Below are 24,139 nucleotides of genomic sequence, written 5' to 3'. Positions count from 1 at the left end.
TATAAGTGTCACATATCGTACGGTCTACCTCGTTCCACATTCAACTTTCTCAATCGCCGAGAAAACAAGATCGGTAATTTCAGCCCGTGCCTGATTAACGAAGCCCAGCGATGTAATCTGCAGATGCTCAAACGAATCGGAAGACGTAATCAGGATTTTATCCATCAGCATATATAACGAAACCTCATAAGGAGACTTTATGTTCTTTATTTCATCGCAGAGATTCGTTCTCTTATACCAATTCGGCAATTCAATCGCATACATCACATGCAGCGCTCCCCGCTTCCCGCCGGACATCTGAAAACTCTCTTTAATCCCGCTGTGCATATGCGAAAACCAACGGTACCCAAAGTTGTAAAAGAGCTCTTCTTCCCATACCGGCTCAAATTGCGCGCTGAGTTCGAGAAACTGTTCGCGATAGAAATGAATAAGACTCATCGATAACCTCACTCTTCCTTCAAAGTTCGTTCCTATTGCTTTCATCGTACGTGGAAAATGTTGTAAAACTTCCTCGGGGAGTTTTAGATTTACATGATTTTTCTTCATAATTTGCTAATGTTTTAAAACACTTGAAGGCGAAATGTTAGGAAGGGGCGGTGTGCGGCAAAAAGAAAACCCGCCTGTTAGGCGGGTACGGAAACGGGGGATCAGCCGTTATAGTGGGAATTATTCGATTGATTCAAGTTCTCCAGAATCTCTTTGTCTTCGGCGTTGTCTCGCGTCACCTTTTGCACACCGATGGAGCTGTAAGCAATTAAAAGCATGACGGCGATGTAATACCCTTTAACATTTAGGTCAAAATCCGCATTGAACAGGCCGATGAAAAACATCGCAAACCCGATCACCAAGCCCGCGAACGCCATGCCCGTAAAAGCGATCGTGTTCCGCATCCGGTGCTTCGGATTGTCGAGGCGCAGCTCTTTATCCTCATTGTTGTCCCGCACAACCTTTTGCGTCACGATGCACGTGATAATAATAAGGAACATGCACAGCAAATAATAACCTTTGACGTTAAGCTCCCAGTCCGCATTGTAGATCCCGATGCAGTACAGGAATATGCCTGCGGCAAGGGCAAAATAAGAAGCTGCGGTAAAAGCCGACGTATTGCGTTTTTGGTATTTCGGATACATGAGCGGTTCCCCCTAGAGATTGGAATCTTTTACATGTATCTTAACGTACCCCATCCTTGCTGAAAAGGCTTATTTTTCCGTAGTACCTTGTCTGTCGGCTCAGCGCTCCTGCAGCTTGATCCACATCGTTTTGTTGCGGAATTCTTCCTCGACCCCAAGTTCGCGGCCAAACCAGGACGGCGGTGTGAAAGCCTCCGCGGCTGACAGGTCCGGGAATTCCACTTCGACGACCATCAGATCGATTTGCTTATACTCGTCAATTTCATACGTATGGCCGTCCGCTTCCAGCGTCGTCCGGATTTTTTCCAGCGGAATCAGTCCTGAGCGTGCCAGGAGTTGATCATAGATCGGCTCGGTGATGCTGTATTCCACTTCCTCGCGCATCATGCCGTGACCGGATTTGAAGGTGTGCGTAAAATGCTTTTCGCCTGTCGGATCCACCAGTTTGCGAACGCGAATCTCCTGATCTTCGGAGAACGCCAGGTACGTCTGGTAAATGTATTGTTTGGATACCCGCTTTAGTGTGTTATCGGCCAGTTCCGCCTCCGGAAAGGATGGCAGCAAGTATTTTCTTTCAATTTCCGCTCCCATGGTTCATGTGGGCTCCCTTCGTGTGAACAATTGTCATTCCGCCATTGTACCATGTTTGCTGCGGGCGCGGTAGCGTGCCGGCGAGACGCCGTTCCAGCTTCGAAACATTTTCCCAAAATGAAATTCGTCGGCGAAGCCGCACGCCTCCGCGATCGCTTTCATCGGTTCATCGGTCAGTAGGAGCAGCGTCCGGGCATGCTCGTTCCGCACTTTATTGAGGTAGGCCTTGGGTGACAGGCCCAGGTTGAGGATGAACAGCTTGCGCAGCTGCGACACGGAGATATGCAGGGATTTGGCGAGCTCCTCCAGCTTGAGCGGCAAGTGATAGCTCGTCTCGATTCGCTGCTTGGCCGTATTGTAGGCGCGTACGTAGGGATCAAGTTGCGCTTCGTCCGTTTCCTGCAGCGTGCGGATTAACTGCGTCAATCGATGCAGGAATTCCGCTTGCTTCTCCTGCGGGTTTCGGCTTCGCAGCGTCCAGATGCGCCCGAACTGTTCTTCGAACCAGACCGCTTGCTCCGGCGAGAACCGTTTGTGGAATGGCAGCGGCAGTTCCGCGACACCTTGAGGTCTATGCCACGCATGATGGTCGAACGGGACGTCCAAACAATCGAACAGCAGCATCCGAATGCATAGCGGCTTCTCGGTTGACGATGCCATCGTCAGTGTAAACCCTGGCTTCAAGTAGATCAGGTCTCCGGCCTGAACAGAGAATGGCGCCTCTTCATCTTCATTATGAACGAATTCGCCCTCCCCGCTCTGGATCCAGTAGAGGGAATGCACATCCGTCGTATTGCGGATGTCTTTCCAGCCTGGCACCGGGAGCTTTTCGTAGGATAGCCGGTGATGGTAAATCCGGTAGTGATTCATCGTTCTTTATGCACCTTCTTGCAAAGCGATTTTGACAAAAATAGAAATGGTTTCGCCATACAATCTCTCTCTTCTCTTATGATACGCTTATCGAAACAGACATGAAAGGGGCTTTTTCTCGTGGCACGTACTTTTCAGCAGCATCATCAGCGTCAGACCTGTTCTCTGGACGGCGTTTGGGACTTTATCACTGATCCCGATAAACGGGGCGAGGCCGAGGGCTGGGCTTCCCGCTTCCCTTCCGGTGGGAGAAAAATCGTTGTCCCCTCCTGTTGGAACAATGAAATAGGCTTATACGATTACATCGGTGCGGCTTGGTACCGCACGACGTTCAATTTGGCTGAGACCGGGAATATTCGATTGGTGTTTGAAGGCGTTCTGCATCATGCCGATGTGTATATCGATGGTATGCATGCGGGGTATCATTTCGGCGGCTTTACCGGGTTCGATTTTGTTTTGCCTCAGTTAGCTGCAGGGACGCATGAACTGGTCGTTCGCGTCGACAGCACCGTGGATTGGCAGACACTTCCGACCGATGTGGCGGACTGGCACTCATACGGCGGCATCATGCGTCCGGTTCAGCTGCAAGTGCTGCCGGATGTGTATATCGATCAGTTCCGGATCGACTATCGTCTGGAAGGTGACGCAGCGGATGTGACGCTGCAAGTGAAGCTGAACTCGCTGAGCAGCGAGTCTTCCAGCGTAGATGTGCGCGTGGCGGCTGAGGGGCTTGCGCTCGCGGCGGAAGGTGTGAGCGTCCCGGCAGGCGGTTCATCTACGGTAGCGTTGAAGGGGCGGTTGGAAGGCGTTCTTCGCTGGGACGTTGATTCGCCGGAACTGTATACCTTCACCGCCGTGGCAGGTCGAGACGATTATATCGACCGGACAGGCTTCCGGACGATCGAAGTGCACGGCCGCGACGTGCTGCTGAACGGCCGCAAGCTGTACATGCAAGGCGTGAACCGGCATGAGGAGCATCCGGATTGGGGGTTTGCCTTCCCTCCGAAGCTTATGCTCAAGGACATCGACATCTTGAAGGATCTCGGCTGCAACATCGTTCGCGGCTCCCACTATCCGCAGAGCCAGTTCTGGATCGACCTGCTCGACGAGCACGGCCTGCTGCTCTGGAGCGAGATCCCGATGTGGGGCTGCTTCATGAGCCTTGAGACACTGGCCAGTCCGCTGTTCATCGAGCGCGGCGTGCACATGCTGAAGGAGATGATCACCCGGGATTACCATCACCCGTCCATCATTTTCTGGGGCGCGCACAACGAGATCGACACCCGCTCGCAAGAAGCGGTCGAGCTGACCAAAGCGTTCGTCGGCACCATCCGGGAACTGGATGCGACGCGGCCAGTGACGTACGCAACGATGCATCCCGTGGAGGACATCGTGCTCTCGTATTTTGACGTCATCGGCATCAACAAATATTACGGCTGGTACGAAGGGAATGTCAGCGGGTTTAAGGGGATGCTGGAGAAGTTCTTCGAGCAGGCTGAGCAACAGGGCGCAGGCGGCAAGCCGGTCATCATGAGCGAATTCGGCGCCGCGGGCATCTTCGGTGACGCCGGCTGGGAGCCGCGCCTGTTCAGCGAAGACTACCAGGCCGACGTCGTTACCCAGGCGCTGCGTATCTTCCGCGACGATCCGCGCATCTGCGGCACGCTGATCTGGCACTTCGCGGACATCCGCGTTGACGTGCGCAGCGACCGCGGTTATTTCCGCGATCGGGCGCGGAGCTTTAACAACAAAGGCTTGCTGAACGAGTATCGCAAGCCGAAGCTCGCTTACCGCTTGGTACGCGAGATTTACCGCGGCGAGCGGTAGTGAGAGAACCCCCAGGCCGGATGGCCTGGGGGTTTACTGTCTTTTTACCGATAAGTTATTCATCTTTAACTACAGGTATGGACGATAATTTGTCAATAAGTTTTTGCTAATTTGACATTAACGTCTGATTGCTGTTGGACAAAATCCGCTTATAATGAAGCCAATACCATGTGATAGGAAAGGAGATTTGCGGATGAACATGAGCGAAAACCACCATACACCAAGGCAAGCTAGCAACAAAAATTATACGGCTGCCATCGTCACGATCTCATTGGTTGCAAATTTCATTATTTTACTCTTGTTCTTCTCACCGATTGGCTACAAGGGCGAAATCAATTTTGACCTTACCATCTTTCCAAGAATCAACGGGCTGTTGAACAGTTTCACCTTCATCTTCCTGCTAGCCGCTTTGATTGCAATCTTTAGGAAAAACGTAAAACTTCACAAAGGGTTCATTCTCGCAGCCTTCTCTTCTACCCTGTTGTTTCTTGTCTCCTACTTAACGTTCCATTACATGTCTTTGGAGACCTCGAAGTTCGGTGGTGAGGGCATGATCCGGCCGATTTATTTTTTCATTCTGATTTCTCACAGCATTCTGGCTGCAATTATCGTGCCGCTCGCCCTGTTCTCACTCGTATGGGGATGGACGAACCAGTTGCATAAACATCGTAGAATTGTCCGCTGGACGATGCCGATCTGGCTATATGTCAGCTTAACCGGAGTTGTCGTGTTTTTATTGATGGAACCTTATTATTAATGGGAATCTATTTTATTGGTTGGAGAATAGTCTTCCTTCAATAAATCAATGATTTTTCTTGCCGAATCGGCCCCGTTCTTCATGCAGTCCGTGATCCCTACTCCATAATAAGAGCATCCGGCAAGGATAATGCCTGGGAATACATCTGCCATGATGCTTTCAAGCGCATGGATGCTTTGTGGATGGGTAATCGAATAAATTGGCATTTGCCCAGTCCAGTCGGTGATCTCGTTAACGACAGGTTCGGCGGTAATTCCAAGCCCCTTCTCAATATCGCTGAGCGCTACCTTTAGCAAACCATCGTGATTAAAATCCTTTATTGTAGCGTACGAAGGATGGCTGCTTTTATAAAATAAGCGGACGAGCAAATTTCCGGACTTGGACGTATGCTCCCATTTACGACTTGTCCACGTACAAGCGCTGCAGAATAATTCATCGGTCGTCGCAGTAATAAATCCCGTTCCATCGGCAGGGAGCACTGAATCGGGCACGTCAAATCCGATATATACACTGATGAGCGAGCTGCTTTTCAATCCCGAGAATTGCTCCGTAAGGCAGGGATCGTTAAGAATCGGTTCTGCTGCAGTATGCGGAATGCTTAGTACAACATAATCCGCTTCGATCATGTCCTGATCATCTAAGTGCACGTGATACCGGCCATTGTCCTTTTCAATTCTGGAGACTTTAGTGTTTAACAGCAGATCTTCGGTTAGACCCGCTTGAAAGGCATCAATTAGCGAGCCCAGACCGTTTTTCAGCGAGAAAAACTTCTTCTCACCAATCCTAAACTTCTGCTTATTTGCTTCGAGCCCTTTAATAATGCTTCCATATTGCTCCTTATAATCGATCAAGAAAGGTAGTGTTGAGGCAATTGTCAAGTCGCTCAAATTCCCTGAATAGACCCCGGAAAGGACGGGAGCAATTTGCTTCTCGACTAGCTCGGTTCCGAGAAAATACTCCAGAAACGCGCCGACAGAATCATTCTTCGTAAACGTCTCATTTTTCGTATATAAATCTTTCAGCGCTGCAACTTTGCCTTGTGGCGAGACGAGTGTACTCTTAGCGAGCGACTCGATGCTTGCCGGAATGCCGAACACCGCGTCGTCCGGAATCGGCTTCAGATGTCCATCCGCGTAAATGAAGGAGCGTCCAGTCGCGTTATAGACCACATCATCCTTCAAGCCCAGTTCTTCAATCAAATCCATGTCGTCCATTTTTCGCGCTACAATGGAATCCGCCCCGGCCTCCATCACGAATTGTTGATGCCTGACGGTTTGAATCTTACCGCCTAACTGTGCCGTCGCCTCAATTAATAAAAGCCTGACCGCAGCTCCGGTTGTCTTCCTCCATTTGTAAAATTCATGCATAGCCGACAGCCCGGTAATGCCGCCACCGATCACAATAATTGTTTTCAAATTCAACACCTCATGGTTTAGTTCCCATTAGATTCCTGTAGATGGATAAATTTCAGCTTTGTAAAAAAACGAGCGCCTCGGTACGATGGAAGTACGCAACGGGTCAAAAGCCCTTAAATTCCATCTCCAGGAGGACGCTCTATCATGAAGTTTAAAGCACAAGATAAGCAAAATCAACTTATTGAAAACATTACCACTCATCATCTGGTTATAGGTGTAGACATTGCTCAGGAAGCCCATGTCGCTAGAGCGGTTAACTTTCGCGGTGTTGCACTCGGCCATCCATTAGAGTTCAGCAATGACGAAGAAGGTTTTAGTTCCCTCGATCGATGGATTCGTGACTTGTTGGCTTCTTACAAACTGTCCAAAGTAATCGTTGGTATGGAACCGACTGGCCATTACTGGCTAAGCCTTGCCGGGTGGCTCAAAAACAAAGCCATTGAAGCCGTACTTGTTAATCCTCATCTAGTTAAAAAGAATAAAGAAAACCGCGACAACACACGCTCTAAAAGCGACAAAAAAGATGCTTTAGTTATTGCCGACATGGTGAAAAACGGCTACTACTCCCCTGTCCGCTTCCATTCTTCCGAATACGAGGAGCTACGAGTGCTTATGGCTAACCGAGAAACGGTCGTTAAAAGACTCGTAAGTGCCGTTAACCAGATCCACCGCTGGGTCGACATTGTCTTTCCTGAACTGAGACAAGTTTTTAAGATCTTAACTTGCAAAGGTGCACTATTAACCCTTCGGCTATTTCCGCTCCCAGCTGAGCTATGTAAACTAAGTCCTGACGATGTCATTAAAGGATGGCAGAAATCAATGAAACGGCATTCAGGTGTGCGTAGAGCTCATCTACTCATCGATCTGGCCAAGAAAACGGTTGGATCTAGGCAGGCAACACATGCTTACAAGCTCCATCTAGAGCAGCTCCTAGAGGAGCACGACTTAGCCACTAAACAACTGCAGAGGATCGAAAAAGAAGACAAAGACGTTGTTGAACGTATCCCCTACTCAGGCAAAATCCTTGCCATTACTGGAATAAGTGCAATTGCTCTAGCTGGTGTTTTAGGAGAGTCTGGAGATCTTCGAGGTTATGCGCACGGGAACGCTCTACTCCGTCATGCAGGACTTAATATAACCGAAGCAAGCTCGGGTAAATGGAAGGGACAACTGAAGCTCAGTAAACGAGGCCGTCCACGGCTACGTCACTTTCTCTATTTAATTACGATGTGCATGGTCATGAGTAACCAAGAATTTAAAGCCTTACACCACTACAATGTTCAGGTGAAAAAGCTTAAAAAGATGAAGTCTATCATGAAGCTATGTGGTAAGCTAGCTCGACTCTTAGTAGGAATGGCTCGTAGTGATGTCGCATACAAACCCGATAAAATCTTTGCATTAGCAGCTTAACATAAACCTTATCTCACGCAAGTTGGCGTATTCGCAGGAGACAAAGAAAGCACGGAGTATCGGGATACGTTAAACAAAAGGGCTCCGACCCATTCCGTTAGAAAGACCGACCTCCACCCCTTAGATAGATGTGACGAAGGAATGAAAGGGCTATTGACCCGTCGAGACATGGGAGTGAAAATCGCTAAGGGCACCGTGGAGAATACGTGCAGTAATTGGAATGAACTGGGTGATTCAACTCCACCTCTATTCCCGCATGCCCTTTTAACGAAACACCCTAAATATATCTCGCTCCTTTTCATTCAGCATCGAAACCTAAAGGATGAAATCCTGCGAATAGACGAGCTTGCGTGAGGAAATTAAATCATACCGAGGGAGTTTAACATATCCACGCAGGTTTCTGGTATGATTACCATCACTATAAGCCAAGTTTAATGGATGGCTAACCAGTTAACCTCGCGGCAGAAAACGTTATGTACGAGCGGATGAATCGCAAGCACCTTCCACGTTAAATTTCCGTTACTTGAATGGAAATAACCCTATTTACTTTTTTCCTAAGGTATGGTACTTTTATTTCGACAGATATAGAAATAATGACAATAAGCAAAGGTGAGGTAACGATGGTCGAAGATAACGCGGAGGTACGGCAAGCCGTCAAAGTATACAAAGCACTTGGAGAACCGACCCGGCTTAAAATTGCTCTGTTGCTTACCGAAGAGAGGAATTTGTGCTGCTCCGATATCGGAAGCAAGCTGGAATCCATCGCTGGCTCGACACTATCCCATCACCTGAAGCAATTGACGGATTGCGGTCTGCTCGATCTCCGTAAGGAAGGAACGTATATCTACTACAACGTGAACCGCGAAATAGCACAAAAGTATGCACCGTATTTGCTGGAATAATTTTTTGTCATTATTTCTATATTTCTAGAAATATAGAATATCGGACAGAGAGAGGAGTAAGAAAATCATGTCAAACACTTGGAAAATTTACATGTTGGCCGCCGTCAGTTTTCTTGTCGGAACGTCGGAGTTTATCATCGCAGGCATTTTGGATAAAGTTGCGGAGGATATTGGTGTCTCGGTATCAGCTGCAGGACAGCTCATTTCCTTTTTCTCGCTCGCTTACGCTTTCGGGACCCCTATCCTTATGGCCGTTACTGCCCGCTTGGAGCGACGGAAGCTGCTGCTTTACTCACTCGGCCTTTTCGTAATAGGAAATGGAATCACATTTATTTTGCCCGGATATGAATTTTTAATCGGATCTCGGATCATCTTGGCACTCAGTACCGGGGTGTTTGTCGTTACGGCCATGACCGTAGCCTCCAAGATGGCTCCGCCTGAAAAGCAAGGCAGCGCCATAGCGACACTCGTTATGGGCTTCAGTACCTCGCTGATCATCGGCGTTCCTCTTGGAAGAGTTATCGCTTCCGCCTACGATTGGAAAACAATTTTCGGAGGAATCGGCGTACTCGGACTGTTCGCTATGCTTGTTATTGCCTTCACGATTCCGCAAACGGAGGGCGAAGAGCCAGTGCCGCTTCGCAAACAGTTGGCGTTGTTGAAGGAACGAAAAATCGTTTTGGCCTTGTCTGTAACCTTCTTTTGGATCGGTGGATATTCGATTGCCTATACGTACATTTCGCCATTTCTACTTACCGTTACGGGAATGAGCGAAAAATGGGTGAGCATCGGATTGTTTGCTTTCGGCATCGCAAGCTTGATCGGCTCTAAGCTCGGAGGCTATAGCACAGACAAGTGGGGATTCCCCCGTACGCTGGTCGGCGGTATGCTGCTGCACGCAGTAGCTCTAATCCTGTTATCGCTGGCAGCTCTATCCCCTGTTCTCGTGTTCCCACTTCTAATGCTCTGGTCGTTCTCGGCCTGGTCGTCGGGTCCTACGCAGCAAGTTCATTTAATTACGCTTGCTCCGCAAGCTTCCGGCATTATGCTTAGCCTAAACATGTCGGTCGTGCAGCTTGCCATGGCCGCCGGAGCGGGGATCGGGGGCATCGTCATAGAGCAAGCGTCGTTACCTGCCATCAGTTGGATTGGGGCGGCGGGAGTTACCATCGCCGCAGGGACAGCCGTCGCATCGCTCGGACTATCTCGCTCCCATTCGCGTAAGAAGTTGGAAGAGCGAAACTTGAGGGAAGCGGAAGCCTGATTGAACAAATAGGAAGCCAAATTTCACGATAGCTCTTTACTGTTCTGCAGAAGGCTGCCGATTCCCCGGTAGCCTTCTCTCTTTTGGAAGGCCTATACATTCGGAAAGATATGGTTGAGGTATTTGTCGTAACACTCAAAGACCCGATGAGTAGTCGTTGTCGTTTTGCTTGTCCGTCTTGGACAATTTGTGCGCAATCTCCCAGATATGGCCACCCGGATCCGCGAAGCTAGCGGTGCGAATGCCCCACGGCCGGTCCATTGGGCCGTTCAGAAGATCAACCCCGCGTTTGCGAAGCTCCTCGCAGGCGGCATCTACATTTTCCACACCGATTGTGAATTGGAAACGCGCCCCGGATTCGCGTTTTGCGACAACCTGTGGTTCAATCAACTCGTGTGCCGCTGTCTCCACAAGCAGATTAATGAGCATGTTGCCGAATTGGAACACCGCGGAATTCGGATCCTCGAAGAAAACCGGCAGGTCGAACACTTCTTGATAAAACGATTTCGCTTGCTGCAAATCCTCGACGAACAACGTAATGACATCGACATTCAGCTTATTCCACAAAGCCAAATCACACTCCGATACGACGAAATTATTGGTGCCAAAATCTAGCAAGACTATTATAACACTAAAACGCCGACGGTCAGGCGACGTTTTGTAAGTTGTTGCCCGTTTGTTTATTGCCATTGCCGGCCTAGAAAATACTTGGTATGCAGTAGAGTATTTGTATCTAAGGTGATTCATGCATCTGTCCATAACTTGCGTTTTAAATCATTAATACTTCTGTACGTGTTTAACTGCTTTAAAAAACCAAAGATAAAACCAATACGACAATAACAGAGTTAATGTAATTGTCGTAAAGCTCCAATACCACGCCCAGTGTATGTATTTAATCAATTTCGTGTACTTTTCAAGAAATATTTCAGTAGTCGTAATGAAGGTTGGGTAACTCAGTATGTATAGGAGTTTAATAAACCAATGTTTCTGTTTAGGGAAATAAATATTAAAAACAGCGCTAACAGAAGGGTAGATAAAAAATTCAAATGAAAAGCTTGCACGGTAAACCATTTGTAGGAATCCAACGGGATATTCAATTAACCCACCTTGGACAACTAACGCCCCAAATAACCAAGAGGGAACCTGCATGAATAAGAAACTCAGAATTGCTTGAATAACATTTCTTCGATTAATAAAAATCAAAAGCAATAGTGCCGTTACTAGCCAGGCTATGCCTAGAATAATATTATCCAAATTTCAACCCACCTGTTCCTGTCTTATGCACTACTTAAAATTATCGTCATAAAAAATAAACTTTAATCAAAACAAAAACACCTCATTTGAAATGAGGTGCCTTAGACTAACGAAGGAGTAATAAGAAGGTATTCAAGATTCGTCTCCCTTTCCAATTATCCGGTGTATTGCTTCGCCTTAGCTATATATGGAACTCCTGTGATGATTGATTACGGCCGATCGATCCACGGTGGCCTAATGAGTCGATTCACTATGCTGTCTTATTAGATGAAGCTCTTGATCAAGTACTTAATGTCATATAATTCTTTCCTTCAATAAAACCAAGATTTACATACATCGGTTTAGCTATATCAGACGAGTGCAGCAGGATTTTTCTTATTCCTTGTTCCTTCAAATCGTCTATTGCTTTACCAATGAGTTTGGATCCAATACCTTGACGTCGGTAACTTGGTATTGTGAAAACATTTGCCATGTATGCAACCATTCCTGAAGGATTTTCAAATCGTGGTGCAAGTCGACATAAGCAAAAACATACAGAGGCTACAATTATCCCGTCATCATCTGCCACCCATACCACGAGGGAGCTGTCTGCTAGTGAGGAAGAGAAGTAGTCACTAAATGTTTCATCCATAGTATTATTATCCTCTTGGCCTAGCAATATCTTACGAAACTTAATTATCTGCGGTATATCTGTTGTAAGAGCTTTTCGAAACAGCATGATTAACATCCGTCCTTTTGAAATTAAAGTTACTATCGTGTCCCGTTTGATTCGCCGTGGCAATCCCAAAATGCTTTAGCCTTATCAAACACCCAATTCAGGTCCGTATAGCCTCGTTCCCTGTGAACTTGAAGTGCATCTTCCCATGCGAAATATTGAGCATTTTCAACTTCGTTAGCCTGATGAACAGGCTCCTCGTGTTCTTCGATGGCTTCTAGAAGGAATAAGCGGACCTGCTTTCGAATGGTTAGCCCTTTTTTCTCGATAGGATATTCAATGCCGCCAAGAGGAGAAAGAATTCTCGAGTTAATCCCTGTTTCTTCGAATATTTCTCGGACTGCAGCTTGCTCCCACGTCTCTCCAGGTTCCAGGTGTCCTTTTGGGAAACCTACAACATGTCCATATCTATCGTGAATAAGTAGCGCTTGTAATCCTGTCCGTGAAATGCGAAGAACTAAGCCCCCCGCAGCACGTTCAATGAGATTCTCTGTCATAGTTCCCCTCCTTAGTGAATACAAGCCGAAAGCACGTATCTTTTGTCTTTTACAAAGTTCTTTCCACTAGCGTCTTCGTTTAGATGAATTGTGTAATCAGATATGCAGCGGTTCCCCACAAAATAATGGCAGAAACTTTGTTACCGTATCGAGGATTGCATGTGGATTTAATAGTGAAACAGATGCGGCAAAAGTTATTTACTTATTAGCAGATAGAGCTGCGTCTAGAGTCGTACTGCGATTCGCTTTACTTTTCCACGTTACGAACCCCATGTAAGCTAGAAATAGGATTCCCACCAAGAACAATATTGCCTTAATCGTCGGAATGGCCAATACGATGACGGATACCCCTAATACAGCTAGTGAGATGATGAAATTCTCCATTCTCTAGGCTGACTTGTGTCGAACGATTGTTTGTAGTTATTATAGTGCACAATTATTCGTAGACTCAACTCTTTCTAAGCAACAACCATTTTCAGAACATATGTTCCGTGATATAATACATGGGAATAAATGCCTGCGAAGGAGTAGATGAACTTGAAGAGACTCGATGGGAAAATCGCCCTCGTCACTGGAGGAAGTCGAGGTGCGGGACGGGGTATCGCGATTGAATTAGGCAAAGCAGGAGCTGTGGTTTATGTAACCGGCAGAAGTGTAAAAGGCACCACGACGCACGGTTTTCCAGGCAGCATTGATGAAACGGTCGAAGAGATCGTTCGTCATGGCGGAGAGGCTTACGCCTGCCGTTGCGATCATACCCGCGATGAGGATACCAAAGCGCTGATTGAGAGAATCCGGCGGGAACAAGCCCGCCTCCACATCGTAGTGAACAACGTCTGGGGCCTGCATGATGTGGAAACCAATTTACAACCACAACCATTTTGGGAATATCCGCTCCAGATGTGGGATGCCACGTTTTCGAGCGGCATTCGTGCACAAATTGCGACTAATCATTTTGCGATCCCGCTCATGCTGGAGTCGGATTCCGGATTAGTCGTACATACTACATTCCATGATCAGGATAAGTATCTCGGAACCTTCTATTACGATCTTGCCAAAAATGCGATTAACCGCTCCGTGTTCGCTCTAGCCCATGACTTCAAGAACACCAAAATGACAGCGGTAGCTGTCTCTCCTGGTTGGATGCGCACAGAGCTGGGGTTACGGAATTTCAACACTGATGAAGATCATTGGCAGGAGGTCGAAGCCCTACAACTTACGGAGTCGACGTTCTACATTGGGCGAGCGGTATCTGCCTTGGCAGGAGACAGCGACGTGCACCAGAAAAACGGACGGGTGCTGCACGTTGGCGATCTTGCCGAAGAGTACGGATTCACTGATATTGATGGACGAGTGATTCCTCGTTTTGTGATCTAGTTGGTGGAGTATGAAAGGTAGAAACAAAAAAGTGACCCGAGCCAACGGGGCTTGGGTCTGCTAATTTTGATGTATATCCACGTGTGTCCTATGATAATTGGAAAGCTCCTGATGCCTTGATCTACAATACCTTGGGGCTTTCTCCTATTTTCATTGGCTTCTAGCATCCACTAATGATTCACCCTTATCGATGGTAGCTGACCAAAAATCGACCAAATATTCTACAGGTTCCTTAATTCAAGAACCTTTTGAGCTTCCCCCTAATGTTGGGAAAAATCCTCCTTACAATTGAGTTTTTGTTTATTACTTGATAAGAGCAAAGCCATTTTCGTCTCGATATTTGTCGAACCGTGGAAAAGGTGTACACTTATCATTCACAGTGCTGTATCCTGCCGCGCGGATAGCGTACTTGCCAGCATTATCACCCGTTCTATTCATGCTAACATTAGTGCCTTGCTCGTTAGCAAGACGTATTATATCTGACGATGGAAAAGTCCAGTAAGAATTAGCCCCTTCAGAATAAAGGATAAAGAAATGGTTATTTCTTCCTTCGGGAACTTGAAGACGGGGATAATATGCCCAATCCTTTGGAATAGCTTGCTTAGAACGAGCCTTAATTTGGACATCAAGATAACGTGTATGATTGATCCTAATAACACAATCAATTCCTTGATCATCTACCAACGTCATATATACATCAAAATTATGTTTTAGTAATTCTGCAACAGCTATGTATTCTTGCCTCTTGCCATATGAGGCTGAATCTCTAAACTCCATTGTCGCGACACCCTCCTGTTAACTAATTCTTTTACCCGCTTCATAGTTGGGATAGCTATCATATCTGCGATCTAAAGTTGATAAGTAGGCTGTAATTTTCAAAGTCCTCCACTTTTCCTTTTGTAGTTTTCCCATCTTTCTACAAGATTCTATAACTTCTATATCTTTCAGCTGATACACAGGAACATCCTTCAACTTATCTTTACATTGGATTGTATAAGCAGTTTTTCGTGGTTAGGTAGGTTCAGTTCCACCTTTACCATCACTCGACTTGTATTCGACCAAAGTACGGTTTTCATCGTTTCAACCACTTCTACAAACTATATGCAGCAAAGAGGCTGCTTAACAAAAAAAGTGACCCGAGCCAACGGGGCCGGGTCCAAAGTTTATATTAAAAAAGGGGGTCTTGTTTATTATAATACCCCCTGCATGTTAGAGAACTGTAACAGAAATATTCCAATTGTGTTACAAAATGCTTCGCCCTGTTACAGGGTACAGGGGAGCTAGTTTATGAAGCCTGCCAGCTGCAGCAGGCGCTTCACGGCCACCGCCGCCTGAGCCCCACTGCAGCTATGCGCGCCCGCTGTCCAGCGGAGCATCACTCGCCCAAGCGGATACGGGCCACGTCAAGACCGAATCCGCGCTCGCCTGTAAGTCAAGGCTCCTCGAACGCAATGACAAGTCCCAACATCCGCGTATATTTGAAAATCAGGTAAAAAGCCGCCACCGGGAGAAACATGATCCATAGCGGTATATTTTGCCGCATTCTTCGGCTGAACCCCCGGGACGACGATTTCGCACTCGCTTTGCCCGCTGCCCTCGCCTGCCCTTTGCTGATCTACCTCAGTGTGAATTTGTGTCCAGCATGTTGTGCCTCCTCTTGCGCTTTGCCTTGGTGACCTCACGATATCGCTGAGTGCCGCTTTGGAGCAAAATCCAATATTCTCGTATATGTGAAGGGCATGCCATTCTATCCGCCTAGAATCTTTTTTAAAGGAATTCCCCCACGCTTTGCAGAACAGTTTACAAATTAAGAAGACAGATACTTATGCATACACATTGGGGGATGAAGATGAGTATTTCAGCTATGTTTGACAACCATGAAAAAACGAAAGCTAGACAGTTGTCCATCCGGGATCAAGATGTCATTCGGCGAAACTTTGTGGTCTTTCTTGCCATTTCTGCAACCGCTTTACTCATTTATATGAGTGTATTTACTTTAGGCACAGGCGGGATGGATTTCAGTCTGAAATTTACGCTCATTTTTGAAACGCTCATTTGGTTGACCTTCGCTTATCTGCACTTTACCAGAAAGTTTATCCACTACTTATGCTATTTCGCCGTTATCACTAGCGGGGTTTCAACCACCGTGCAACTCATCAACAAATCGGATGTAACGAATATTTTTTCCATCTATTACATGATGATTATGGCGCTTATTTTTATGAAAATGCTGCCATGGCTCATCTCTGCCGTATGGGGTTTCGTTCTGGTACTGTATCAATTCATCGGCCAAAAAGAGGCATCACAGATGGATCCGACATCGATGCCTACTTATCTCATCTATTTTTTCCTCTTTAGCATGCTGATGTTTGCTGTTTTGAAAGTTTCCGGTTATATGCATAAAAGCACCGAAGAAGCCCGCACGCAGGCAGAGAAGTTCCTCGCCCTTCAGCAGGAACAGCGTGATATCGCCACCAAGCAGGTCACCTTGGTCACAGACCATCTGCATTCAATCACCAAATCAGGTGAGGAAGACAATGCATCCTTTGACGAAATGAACAGCGCTTTTCAAGATATTTCAACGGGAGCCGGCGATCAAGTAGATTCGACGCTAGCCATTAATGAATCTGTCAATCACATGAACGATTTAATTAAAGAAATGTCCGACTCCATTCAAACCCTATTGGCAAAAACAAGCGAAGCGGCTTCGCTGTCCAATGAAGGACGCGGCCATATGGAGCAGCTTTCGGATACGTTCTCCGTGTTTAGCCAAGATATCGAAGCGGTCTCGCAAGATACAGCCTCTTTGATTGAGCGCCTGAATGAAACAAGCCAATTCAGCGACACCATTCAGGATATCGCCAATCAGACGAACCTGCTTTCGCTCAATGCCAGCATTGAGGCGGCGAGAGCGGGCGAGCACGGCAAAGGCTTCGCCGTGGTTGCCAACGAAATTCGCAAGTTGGCGGATATGACGGGCAAGTCTGCGATTCGCATTTCCGAACAATTGCAAGAATTCACGGCGTTATCTAACCAGACACGTGCGAGAATGGATCAAGTCTCCTTGCGCATGCAGCAGAGCAACGAGATCACCGGTATTACCAAGCAAGCCTTCGCATCGATTACGGATTCCGTTGAGATGCTTAATGTTCTTTCCACAAGCTATGGTGCACTCATGGATCGCATCAGTTCCTCGTCGGTAACGATCAGTGACTCAACGAACAACTTAGCTGCAATCTCCGAGGAAGCTTCCGCAACCTTGCAAGAACTGTCGGCTACCTTGCAATCGCTGCTAGTCAACAATCGCAAAAACCTGGAGCGCATTAAGGAAGCAGAACAAAACTTGCGCGTGGTGACAGGATAATACGGCTTATTAATTAAGAAGCTATCCCCCAGAACGGGAGATAGCTTCTTTGGTGTATTCCTTCATGATTTCCGAACATCCATCACCTTCCGATCATCCCCCGGCTGGATGCAAGATCCTCGACGTTGAACGTCCCGTCAGCCGACGCCTCGCCGAATCGGAAATCGACGTCTCCGCGAACTTCGTATACGTTGCCCCGACGACTGCGACCGGTCACGGATTGCCCATCAGCTACACCGCCACGTCCCAATATGCAGGTCGTTGCCGACAGCCCATCCACCAGCCAGCCGGTTCAACGACCCCACCATACAAGGGCGAGCAGTTCGGGGGCAATATTCATTTTTCTCGTATACGGATGTCAACGCGCATCTCGTCAGATGGAGAACATGAACTGGAATTCCTCACGTTCATTCGGTGGGAATCTGGCAATATGTAGGATTGAACTGGAATTTCTCCAGTCTAGGGAGAAGCAACTCCCCCCTTTCGCGCGGAAAGGGCTTTATGGACTGGAGGTTTTCCAGTTCAGCTGCTGGATTTCGAACAGATGCGTGAAATGAACTGGAGAAATTCCAGTTGAAGGTTTGTTCGAGATAACCAGCTTCGCCGTCCTCACCTCGTTGCATGCGCTTCCACTTAATCCAGAGCCGCTTCAAGGCAAAAAAAGCCCGACACCGCCACCGGTGTCGAGCCTCCTTAACTTTCGCCGTTTTACGCCGGACGAAGAGCCCCTAAAAAATTCGCTGCGCCCAGCCCTTCAGCTTAGCCAGCGCTTCCACATAATAATAGTCGCCGTAGATCAGGCCGACGTCGACGTTCTGCCCGGCCGGCTTGTTGCCGGTGCCTTCGCGCAAAATCGACTCACGCGCGCCCTCGAAATCCGCGTAGTCCTGCGTCAGCGCGTCCAGCATGCGGATCGCCTGCCCGCGGTACAGTTCCGCCTCGTCGGCCGGCACCGCCGCCGCCAGCTCCAAGAGCCCGGACGCGGCGCACGAGCCCGCGGATGTATCCTTCAGCGTGTCGCCGTCCGCTGTGCGGAAATCCCACACCGGCACCGGATCGACCGCCGTGTTCGCCATAAAGTAATGCGCGACGCGTTTCGCGCCTTCGAGATACCGCGCCTCGCCGGTGTAGCGATACACGGCGGCAAGGCCGTGCAGTGCCCATGCCTGTCCGCGGCTCCAGGACGACGTCGGCGAAAAGCCCTGGCCCCCGAGCGACTCGATGAATTCGCCGGTCGCCGGGTCAAACGACACGATATGCCGCACCGATCCGTCCGGCCGCACGAAATGCGTTAGCACGGTATCCGCGTGCGCCATCGCGACTTGCTTGAAGCGCGGATCGGCGATTTCCTCGGCCGCCCAGAACAGCAGCGGGATGTTCATCGTGCAGTCGACGATGGCCCAGCCCGTTTTATCCTGATTCCAGGCTCGGATGAACTGTCCTGCCTGATTGAAACGGCCCGAGAGGAAGTTCGCGGCGAACAAGCCGCGGCGGCGTCCGTCGGGATCGCCGGTCATTTTATACTTAGCCACGGCCGTCGGCAAAAATTGAAAGCCCACATCGTGGTGAAAATTGTTCTCCCGCAAAAAACAAGCTTCGATCTTCGCGTCCCAATCCCAAGCGGCTTGCTTGTATTTCTCTTCTTTTGTCACATCGTACATGACCCAAAGCAGTCCCGGCCAAAAGCCAGACGTCCACCAATCGAGACGCATGTCGTCGTAGACGCCGCCTTTTTCCACGTGAGGGGATTTATCCCCGATTTGCGCGATCATGCTGTCCACTTTCGCTTGCAGGGTCGGCCATAACGCATTTACATTCATGTTCGTTCTCCCTTTCAAGTCAAATTTTATTTACCCTTTTATTTCCACAAAAGCCGTGTCCAATCCTTCCGCATAGACGGAAGCGACCGATTTGCCGCCGCGCGGATCGACGTAAATGCACGCCCGGCCGTTCGCCAGCTCGATATTGCGCGAGCCGCGCACCGTGCCGAGATTGTCCAGCAGACGCCCGACGCCAGCCAGCCCGAAATGCACGCGTACCGCGGAATCCGCACAGAAGACACCGTGCTTGTCATACGCCTTCGCTTCCAGGCGGACACGTCCGTCTGTCTCTGTCTGCGCCGTCAAACGCAGTTCAGCCGGCAGCTCCCAGGCTTCTGTCTGATAATGAAACGTCGTTTCATCTTGCGCAACGACAACACCTTGCTCGTCCCGCGCCAAGGCAACCAGATGATTCACGCCTGGCTGCAGTCCCACGCTCCAGCGCAGCCCGGCACTCGGATAATCCTGCACGCGGCGCTCCCGCACTCCGGCACTCACGCCGTTCACCATCAGCTCGACCGAAGCGCAGTTCGCGTACACGCGAATCAGCTGCGCCTCGTCCGCGCGCCCCGCACGCACGTCCATGCCGCCTCCGTAAATGCGCACCATCGGCACCTTCGACCAGTACGATTGGAAAACGTAGTAGGCTTCTTTTTTCGTAAAATCGCGCTCGACGACGCCCTTCATATTCAGATAAGGAATCGGCGAATCCGGCCGCACCGGCGTGGAAAAATCTTTGAACGACCACTGCGCCGTCCCCGTCAGCCAAGGCATATTCTCCTGTGCGCGGAGATACCAATCGATCATGTCGCAGAAATAAGTCTCCGACCAGTCTCCCAGCATCGACACCCGCGGATCGCCGCCGGTCAGCAGGTAGTCGCCGTCGCGCTCGTCCGCGCCCTGCCCCCGCTGAATTTCCTCGAAGCCGGTGTACGGCTTGCTTACATGGCGCCCGGCGACATTGTCCGCGCCCCACTCCACATGCAGAAAGCGCTCTGTCCCTTCAAAGCCCACCCGCGAATACGCCTCATATTCCGGATACACCCCGCGGTACCAGCCCGCCCAAATCGAAGGCGAATATACATCGATAATATCCTTGCAAAACTCGCAGCGACGAATCGCCGTCAGACGCGTGTCGTCCAGCTTGTGTGACAGCTCATGCAGTTCCCGCATAAAGGCGCGAATCTCATTTTCATCCCAGTGGCTGAAATCCGCTTCCCAATCGTTCTCATTGCCCATGCCCCATAAAATAATGCAAGGGTGATTCCGATGCTGCTCGATCATTGCGGTCAACATATCCTTGCACTGCTGGCGATACCCCTCGCCGCCCAGACCGCCGCGGCACCATGGGATTTCCTCCCATACGAGCAGCCCGAGCTCGTCACACTGCTCCAGCGCAATTCGCGATTGCTGATAGTGCCCGAGGCGTATGAAATTCGCGCCCATATCCTTGATCAGCTTCATTTCTTCCTTGATCATCGCTTCCGTCATGGCAGCGCCGACGCCTGCATGATCCTCATGACGATGCGTGCCGCGCAGCAGCAAGCGCTCGCCATTCAAGTAGAACGGCCCCTTCCGCTCAAACGCAAACCATCTGAACCCGAATCGTTCGGAGTGCACCGTCTTCCCGGCGCCTTCACCAAGGGTCAGCTCACACGTATACAAGTTCGGCGTATCCGGACTCCACAGCTGCGGCTGCTCTACTTGAAACTCCGCCACCACCCAGCTTCCTTCCCAAGCCGCCTGCTCTAACTCAGTTGTATAGACCTGCCGACCTGCGCCATCGCGTACTTGCAACCGCATACACACCTGGCTGTCATCCGAGACGCCAGGCCGATAGAGCTTCACATGCACCGCCGCTTCCGCCCGCTCCGCCGTTGCCGTCGACACCACATGCAGCGTCTCGACCGACACCGCCGGCACGTACACCAGATTCACATAGCGGTACAAGCCGCCGTACAAATTAAAATCGCTCACATCCGACGGAATCGTCTCCAGGTTCCGCGTGTTGTCGCATTTTATCGCAACCGGAATTTTGCCATTATAATAAGAAGGAAAATTCCCCTGCAGCACGCGGTCCGTAATATCGATCGTAAACTCATCATACCCACCGACATGGCTGCCGACGAGATCCTCATAGACATACACATCCGTCCGCTGACCCGCTCCCTCAAAATGCAGCAGCGTTCTCCCCCCCGGATACGGGTTGTCGATCTCGAGGAGCGTTCGGTACCAGCCCTGCCCTTGATAATAAGGCACGTCCGGGTCCATCGCGTCGAGGCCATTGAAGCAGTGCGGAAGCTCCACTTCCGACCAGGCCAAGTTGTAATGATTGTTTAATTTATCTTTGCGCCATGCCTCCCAAGGGCCGCCCAAGGAGCTTTGAACATATTCCCAATTACGTGTAAGCCGTGATGTAATCATCGTGATCCTCCTAGCCATTTGCGGTTATCCCTATTATTATAAATAGAGTGCCGGAGAGTCACTAGGCAAAAACGAAGATCGGGTTGTCATTTTCTAAGATTTTGCGGGTTTATGGTAAAATAAAGGGAATACCTGCGCTGAACTTGCCGTCAAGGAGTTTTTATATGATACGTACACTCGCTGTCTCATCTGACAATCAACTGCTGCACGACGTTCCCCTAGCGGAGCTGGATGGTCCACAAATCCAGTGGTACTGGGTCGATTTTGACAGTCCTTCGGACGAAGAGGCACTGCTGCTGCGGGATCATTTTCATTTTCATCCGCTGGCGATTGAGGACTGCTTTCATTTACTGCAGCGACCGAAAATGGATCATTACGGGGACATGCATTTTTTTGTCATGCACGCGATCGATCCCCGAACACTGGAAGCCGAGGAGGTCGACGTCTTTCTCAGCAGCCGTTTCATCGTAACGTTCCATAAGATCGGTTCCCGGGAGATCGAAGATGCCTGGAGCCGTATATCCCAGCAAGAGGCGCTGCGGAAGGAAGGGCCGATCTATGCCCTGTATCTGATTTTGGACAATCACGTCGATCAATATTTCCCATGCGTCTATCAGCTTGAAGACCAGCTCGATGAAATTGAAAATGTTATGGAAGCCGAATCCGTCGACACCCTTATGCGCGATATGTTCGAAATCCGCTCCAAGCTGCTGAAGCTGCGCCGCACCATCGTCCCGATGCGCGACTTGCTGTACAGGGTCATCTCGACCGATCGCATTGAGCAGCTTAAAGAGCATTTGCTCTTTTTTACCGATATTCACGACCACCTGTTGAAGCTCTCCGAGATGATCGATTCCAACCGCGAGATCACGGCGGACATTCGGGACAGCTACATTTCCCTCAACGCCAACCGGATGAACACCATTATGAAAACGCTGACGGTCATCACGACAATTTTCATGCCGCTGACGTTTATCGCCGGACTGTATGGCATGAACTTTGTGAATATGCCGGAGCTGGGTTGGCATTGGGGCTATTACGCAGTGCTGTTGATCATGCTCGGCATCGGGATCTGGATGTTCGCCTGGTTTTGGCGGAAGGGCTGGTTTCGATAACCGATGACATTGTATGAAAAAAAAGAACCTAACACTGTCGCTGCTTACGCCATTGACAACTACACGAACGAGTTTCTAACCGCGTATCCCGTTCATTGTGAATATCGGATCCAACCTTTACTGCAGCCCACGCTCCACGCTCATAACGGCTATGAGATTTATCTCGTGCTGGAAGGCACCGGCTCCTATGTCGTCGGAGATCGGCTGCTGCCGCTTCATGCGGGCTCGCTGACCGTCATCCATCCGAACGTGCTGCATCGCCCGTATCACGGGAACAGCCCCGAGTTTCACCGGTATGTGCTGGCACTGGACGAGTCCTACCTGGAGCGGCTGGAAAGCCTCTGCCCAGCATCAGGCCTGTCTATCTCGAGCCTGCTGGCTGCAGCGCATCCCGATGTCAGCCATTATTTCCTCACGCCGCAGCAACTGCTGGCGATACAGGGCATTTTGGCCGAGCTGGCGCAACATTTGGCGATCCGCGACCCGCTCTACGAGCTGGCGGTGCTCAAAAACATCAGCGCGCTCCTGTTGGAGCTGCTGCGTCTACAGACGGAAGCCGCTTCACACGACGTGCAGCGCCATGCCCCGCAGCTGATCGGCGATGTGCTCGCCTATCTCATCGGGCACTACCAGGAGAACATCCAGACTCGTGAGCTCGTCCAGCGCTTCCCGGTATCTCGTTCACAGTTGTTCGCGCTGTTCAAAGAAACGACCGGCATGACGATTGGCCAGTTTCTGACCGAATACCGCCTCAGCCAAGCCAAGCGGCTGCTGATTGCAAGTGAGCTGACCGTGACCGAAGTTGCGGCAGCCACCGGATTCGGCGATATTTCCCACTTTTTTCACGTATTCAAAAAAGAAAACGGCCTCACGCCAAAGCAATACCGCGATGCGGCGCACCGTAGGGCCGGCTTGCGGCAGGAGGCGTCGGCGGGGGAGGGCGAAGGGCATCGCCAACTCACCTGAGTGTGGGGCGTGGCGAAAGCCTGCAAAAAGGCAGGAACTTCCCCTCCTTTTCTTAGGAAAAGGGCAAAAGCCTGCGAAAAGTCAGTTTTTTCTTCACTTTTGGCTGAAATCGGGCCCTATTTGAGAAAAAGCCTGCGGTTTCGCAGGCTTTGCTTAATTTCTAAGGAATAGCTGAGAGATGCCTGCCTTTCTGCAGCTTTCTTCCGGTTGGCAGCAGGCAAGTCGAGCGATCCGCGCTTGCTTACTCTTACTCTCTCAGTACTCTTGCTACTCTACTCTACGCTACTCTACCTACTCTGCTCCCCTACCTACTCTTGCTACTCTACCTACTCTGCCTACTCCGCCTACTCTGCCTACTCTGCCTACTCTGCCTACTCCGCCTACTCTGCCTACTCTACCTACTCTGCCTACTCTGCCTACTCTGCCTACTCTACCTATTCT

23 protein-coding genes and 1 pseudogene are annotated in these 24,139 nt (G+C 49.6%); 9 read left to right on the top strand and 15 right to left on the bottom strand.

The window, feature by feature from the left end; translation table 11 throughout:
• Window positions 1-24 precede the first annotated feature (24 nt).
• The 5 genes and pseudogenes from EJQ19_RS11590 to EJQ19_RS11575 form a co-directional block, all read right to left on the bottom strand.
• Window positions 25-438, bottom strand: coding sequence for a hypothetical protein (locus EJQ19_RS11590; RefSeq protein WP_126141385.1), 414 nt, complete (start codon window positions 436-438; stop codon window positions 25-27).
• 209 nt (window positions 439-647) lie between these two features.
• Entirely contained in the window at window positions 648-890 is a 243-nt protein-coding gene (locus tag EJQ19_RS33050) for a YiaA/YiaB family inner membrane protein (RefSeq protein ID WP_420901674.1), read from the bottom strand.
• 57 nt (window positions 891-947) lie between these two features.
• Window positions 948-1,130 (bottom strand): annotated as a pseudogene (locus EJQ19_RS33045) (YiaA/YiaB family inner membrane protein); the annotation flags it as partial.
• A 99-nt stretch (window positions 1,131-1,229) separates the two neighbouring features.
• The gene (locus EJQ19_RS11580) at window positions 1,230-1,721 is read right to left on the bottom strand and encodes a CYTH domain-containing protein (RefSeq protein ID WP_126141383.1); all 492 of its coding nucleotides are present in this window, start codon (window positions 1,719-1,721) and stop codon (window positions 1,230-1,232) included.
• A gap of 33 nt (window positions 1,722-1,754) precedes the next feature.
• Window positions 1,755-2,591, bottom strand: a complete 837-nt coding sequence (locus tag EJQ19_RS11575; protein ID WP_126141382.1) for an AraC family transcriptional regulator — start codon at window positions 2,589-2,591, stop codon at window positions 1,755-1,757.
• 120 nt (window positions 2,592-2,711) lie between these two features.
• Here EJQ19_RS11575 and EJQ19_RS11570 point away from each other — a divergent pair, with 120 nt between their 5' ends.
• Together EJQ19_RS11570 and EJQ19_RS11565 are read left to right on the top strand one after the other, a co-directional pair.
• The gene (locus tag EJQ19_RS11570; protein ID WP_126141381.1) at window positions 2,712-4,418 is read left to right on the top strand and encodes a glycoside hydrolase family 2 protein; all 1,707 of its coding nucleotides are present in this window, start codon (window positions 2,712-2,714) and stop codon (window positions 4,416-4,418) included.
• Window positions 4,419-4,611: 193 nt separating this feature from the next.
• On the top strand, window positions 4,612-5,175 hold the full coding sequence (locus EJQ19_RS11565) for a DUF420 domain-containing protein (RefSeq protein WP_420901672.1): 564 nt from the start codon (window positions 4,612-4,614) through the stop codon (window positions 5,173-5,175).
• Here the strand turns inward: EJQ19_RS11565 and hemG are convergent.
• Entirely contained in the window at window positions 5,172-6,590 is a 1,419-nt protein-coding gene (hemG, locus tag EJQ19_RS11560) for a protoporphyrinogen oxidase (protein ID WP_126141380.1), read from the bottom strand. The genes EJQ19_RS11565 and hemG overlap by 4 nt on opposite strands.
• A 144-nt stretch (window positions 6,591-6,734) precedes the next feature.
• Here hemG and EJQ19_RS11555 point away from each other — a divergent pair, with 144 nt between their 5' ends.
• The 3 genes from EJQ19_RS11555 (at window position 6,735) to EJQ19_RS11545 (ending at window position 10,166) form a co-directional block, all read left to right on the top strand.
• The gene (locus EJQ19_RS11555; RefSeq protein WP_126141379.1) at window positions 6,735-8,000 is read left to right on the top strand and encodes an IS110 family RNA-guided transposase; all 1,266 of its coding nucleotides are present in this window, start codon (window positions 6,735-6,737) and stop codon (window positions 7,998-8,000) included.
• A gap of 620 nt (window positions 8,001-8,620) precedes the next feature.
• Window positions 8,621-8,902, top strand: a complete 282-nt coding sequence (locus EJQ19_RS11550; RefSeq protein ID WP_126141378.1) for an ArsR/SmtB family transcription factor — start codon at window positions 8,621-8,623, stop codon at window positions 8,900-8,902.
• A gap of 67 nt (window positions 8,903-8,969) precedes the next feature.
• A complete protein-coding gene (locus tag EJQ19_RS11545; RefSeq protein ID WP_126141377.1) occupies window positions 8,970-10,166 on the top strand; it encodes an MFS transporter in 1,197 nt (398 codons plus the stop codon).
• A 135-nt stretch (window positions 10,167-10,301) separates the two neighbouring features.
• Here the strand turns inward: EJQ19_RS11545 and EJQ19_RS11540 are convergent, their stop codons facing one another.
• From EJQ19_RS11540 to EJQ19_RS32500, 5 genes are all read right to left on the bottom strand, one after another.
• Window positions 10,302-10,739 (bottom strand): VOC family protein, encoded by a 438-nt coding sequence (locus tag EJQ19_RS11540; protein WP_241242855.1) that lies wholly within the window; start codon window positions 10,737-10,739, stop codon window positions 10,302-10,304.
• Between the two features lie 204 nt (window positions 10,740-10,943).
• Window positions 10,944-11,369, bottom strand: coding sequence for a CBO0543 family protein (locus EJQ19_RS33040; RefSeq protein WP_420901673.1), 426 nt, complete (start codon window positions 11,367-11,369; stop codon window positions 10,944-10,946).
• Window positions 11,370-11,700: 331 nt separating this feature from the next.
• Complete coding sequence (locus EJQ19_RS11535) at window positions 11,701-12,138, bottom strand: GNAT family N-acetyltransferase (RefSeq protein WP_164716480.1); 438 nt, start codon at window positions 12,136-12,138, stop codon at window positions 11,701-11,703.
• A gap of 32 nt (window positions 12,139-12,170) precedes the next feature.
• Window positions 12,171-12,632: an NUDIX hydrolase gene (locus EJQ19_RS11530; protein ID WP_126141374.1), complete on the bottom strand. Its 462-nt coding sequence runs from the start codon at window positions 12,630-12,632 to the stop codon at window positions 12,171-12,173.
• Window positions 12,633-12,830: 198 nt separating this feature from the next.
• A complete protein-coding gene (locus tag EJQ19_RS32500) occupies window positions 12,831-13,016 on the bottom strand; it encodes a LysE family transporter (protein ID WP_241242854.1) in 186 nt (61 codons plus the stop codon).
• Window positions 13,017-13,163: 147 nt separating this feature from the next.
• Between EJQ19_RS32500 and EJQ19_RS11520 the strand changes: the two genes are divergently transcribed.
• Complete coding sequence (locus EJQ19_RS11520; RefSeq protein ID WP_420901671.1) at window positions 13,164-14,009, top strand: SDR family NAD(P)-dependent oxidoreductase; 846 nt, start codon at window positions 13,164-13,166, stop codon at window positions 14,007-14,009.
• Window positions 14,010-14,312: 303 nt separating this feature from the next.
• Here the strand turns inward: EJQ19_RS11520 and EJQ19_RS11515 are convergent, their stop codons facing one another.
• The gene (locus EJQ19_RS11515; RefSeq protein WP_126141372.1) at window positions 14,313-14,786 is read right to left on the bottom strand and encodes a hypothetical protein; all 474 of its coding nucleotides are present in this window, start codon (window positions 14,784-14,786) and stop codon (window positions 14,313-14,315) included.
• A 1,072-nt stretch (window positions 14,787-15,858) separates the two neighbouring features.
• Between EJQ19_RS11515 and EJQ19_RS11510 the strand changes: the two genes are divergently transcribed.
• The gene (locus EJQ19_RS11510; RefSeq protein ID WP_241242853.1) at window positions 15,859-17,373 is read left to right on the top strand and encodes a methyl-accepting chemotaxis protein; all 1,515 of its coding nucleotides are present in this window, start codon (window positions 15,859-15,861) and stop codon (window positions 17,371-17,373) included.
• 82 nt (window positions 17,374-17,455) lie between these two features.
• Here the strand turns inward: EJQ19_RS11510 and EJQ19_RS32825 are convergent, their stop codons facing one another.
• From EJQ19_RS32825 to EJQ19_RS11500, 3 genes are all read right to left on the bottom strand, one after another.
• Window positions 17,456-17,590, bottom strand: a complete 135-nt coding sequence (locus EJQ19_RS32825) for a hypothetical protein (protein ID WP_277600942.1) — start codon at window positions 17,588-17,590, stop codon at window positions 17,456-17,458.
• Window positions 17,591-18,101: 511 nt separating this feature from the next.
• Entirely contained in the window at window positions 18,102-19,193 is a 1,092-nt protein-coding gene (locus EJQ19_RS11505) for a glycoside hydrolase family 88 protein (RefSeq protein ID WP_126141370.1), read from the bottom strand.
• A gap of 30 nt (window positions 19,194-19,223) precedes the next feature.
• A complete protein-coding gene (locus EJQ19_RS11500; RefSeq protein ID WP_126141369.1) occupies window positions 19,224-21,617 on the bottom strand; it encodes a glycoside hydrolase family 2 protein in 2,394 nt (797 codons plus the stop codon).
• A 164-nt stretch (window positions 21,618-21,781) separates the two neighbouring features.
• Here EJQ19_RS11500 and corA point away from each other — a divergent pair, with 164 nt between their 5' ends.
• Complete coding sequence (gene corA, locus EJQ19_RS11495) at window positions 21,782-22,732, top strand: magnesium/cobalt transporter CorA (RefSeq protein WP_126141368.1); 951 nt, start codon at window positions 21,782-21,784, stop codon at window positions 22,730-22,732.
• A 3-nt stretch (window positions 22,733-22,735) separates the two neighbouring features.
• Window positions 22,736-23,698: an AraC family transcriptional regulator gene (locus EJQ19_RS11490; RefSeq protein ID WP_126141367.1), complete on the top strand. Its 963-nt coding sequence runs from the start codon at window positions 22,736-22,738 to the stop codon at window positions 23,696-23,698.
• The last annotated feature ends 441 nt before the right edge of the window (window positions 23,699-24,139 follow it).

Origin of the sequence: Paenibacillus whitsoniae (genome assembly GCF_003955665.1) — a bacterium.
In the GTDB taxonomy this organism is placed as follows: domain Bacteria; phylum Bacillota; class Bacilli; order Paenibacillales; family NBRC-103111; genus Paenibacillus_E; species Paenibacillus_E whitsoniae.
This window is presented reverse-complemented; position numbering and strand designations above follow the sequence as displayed.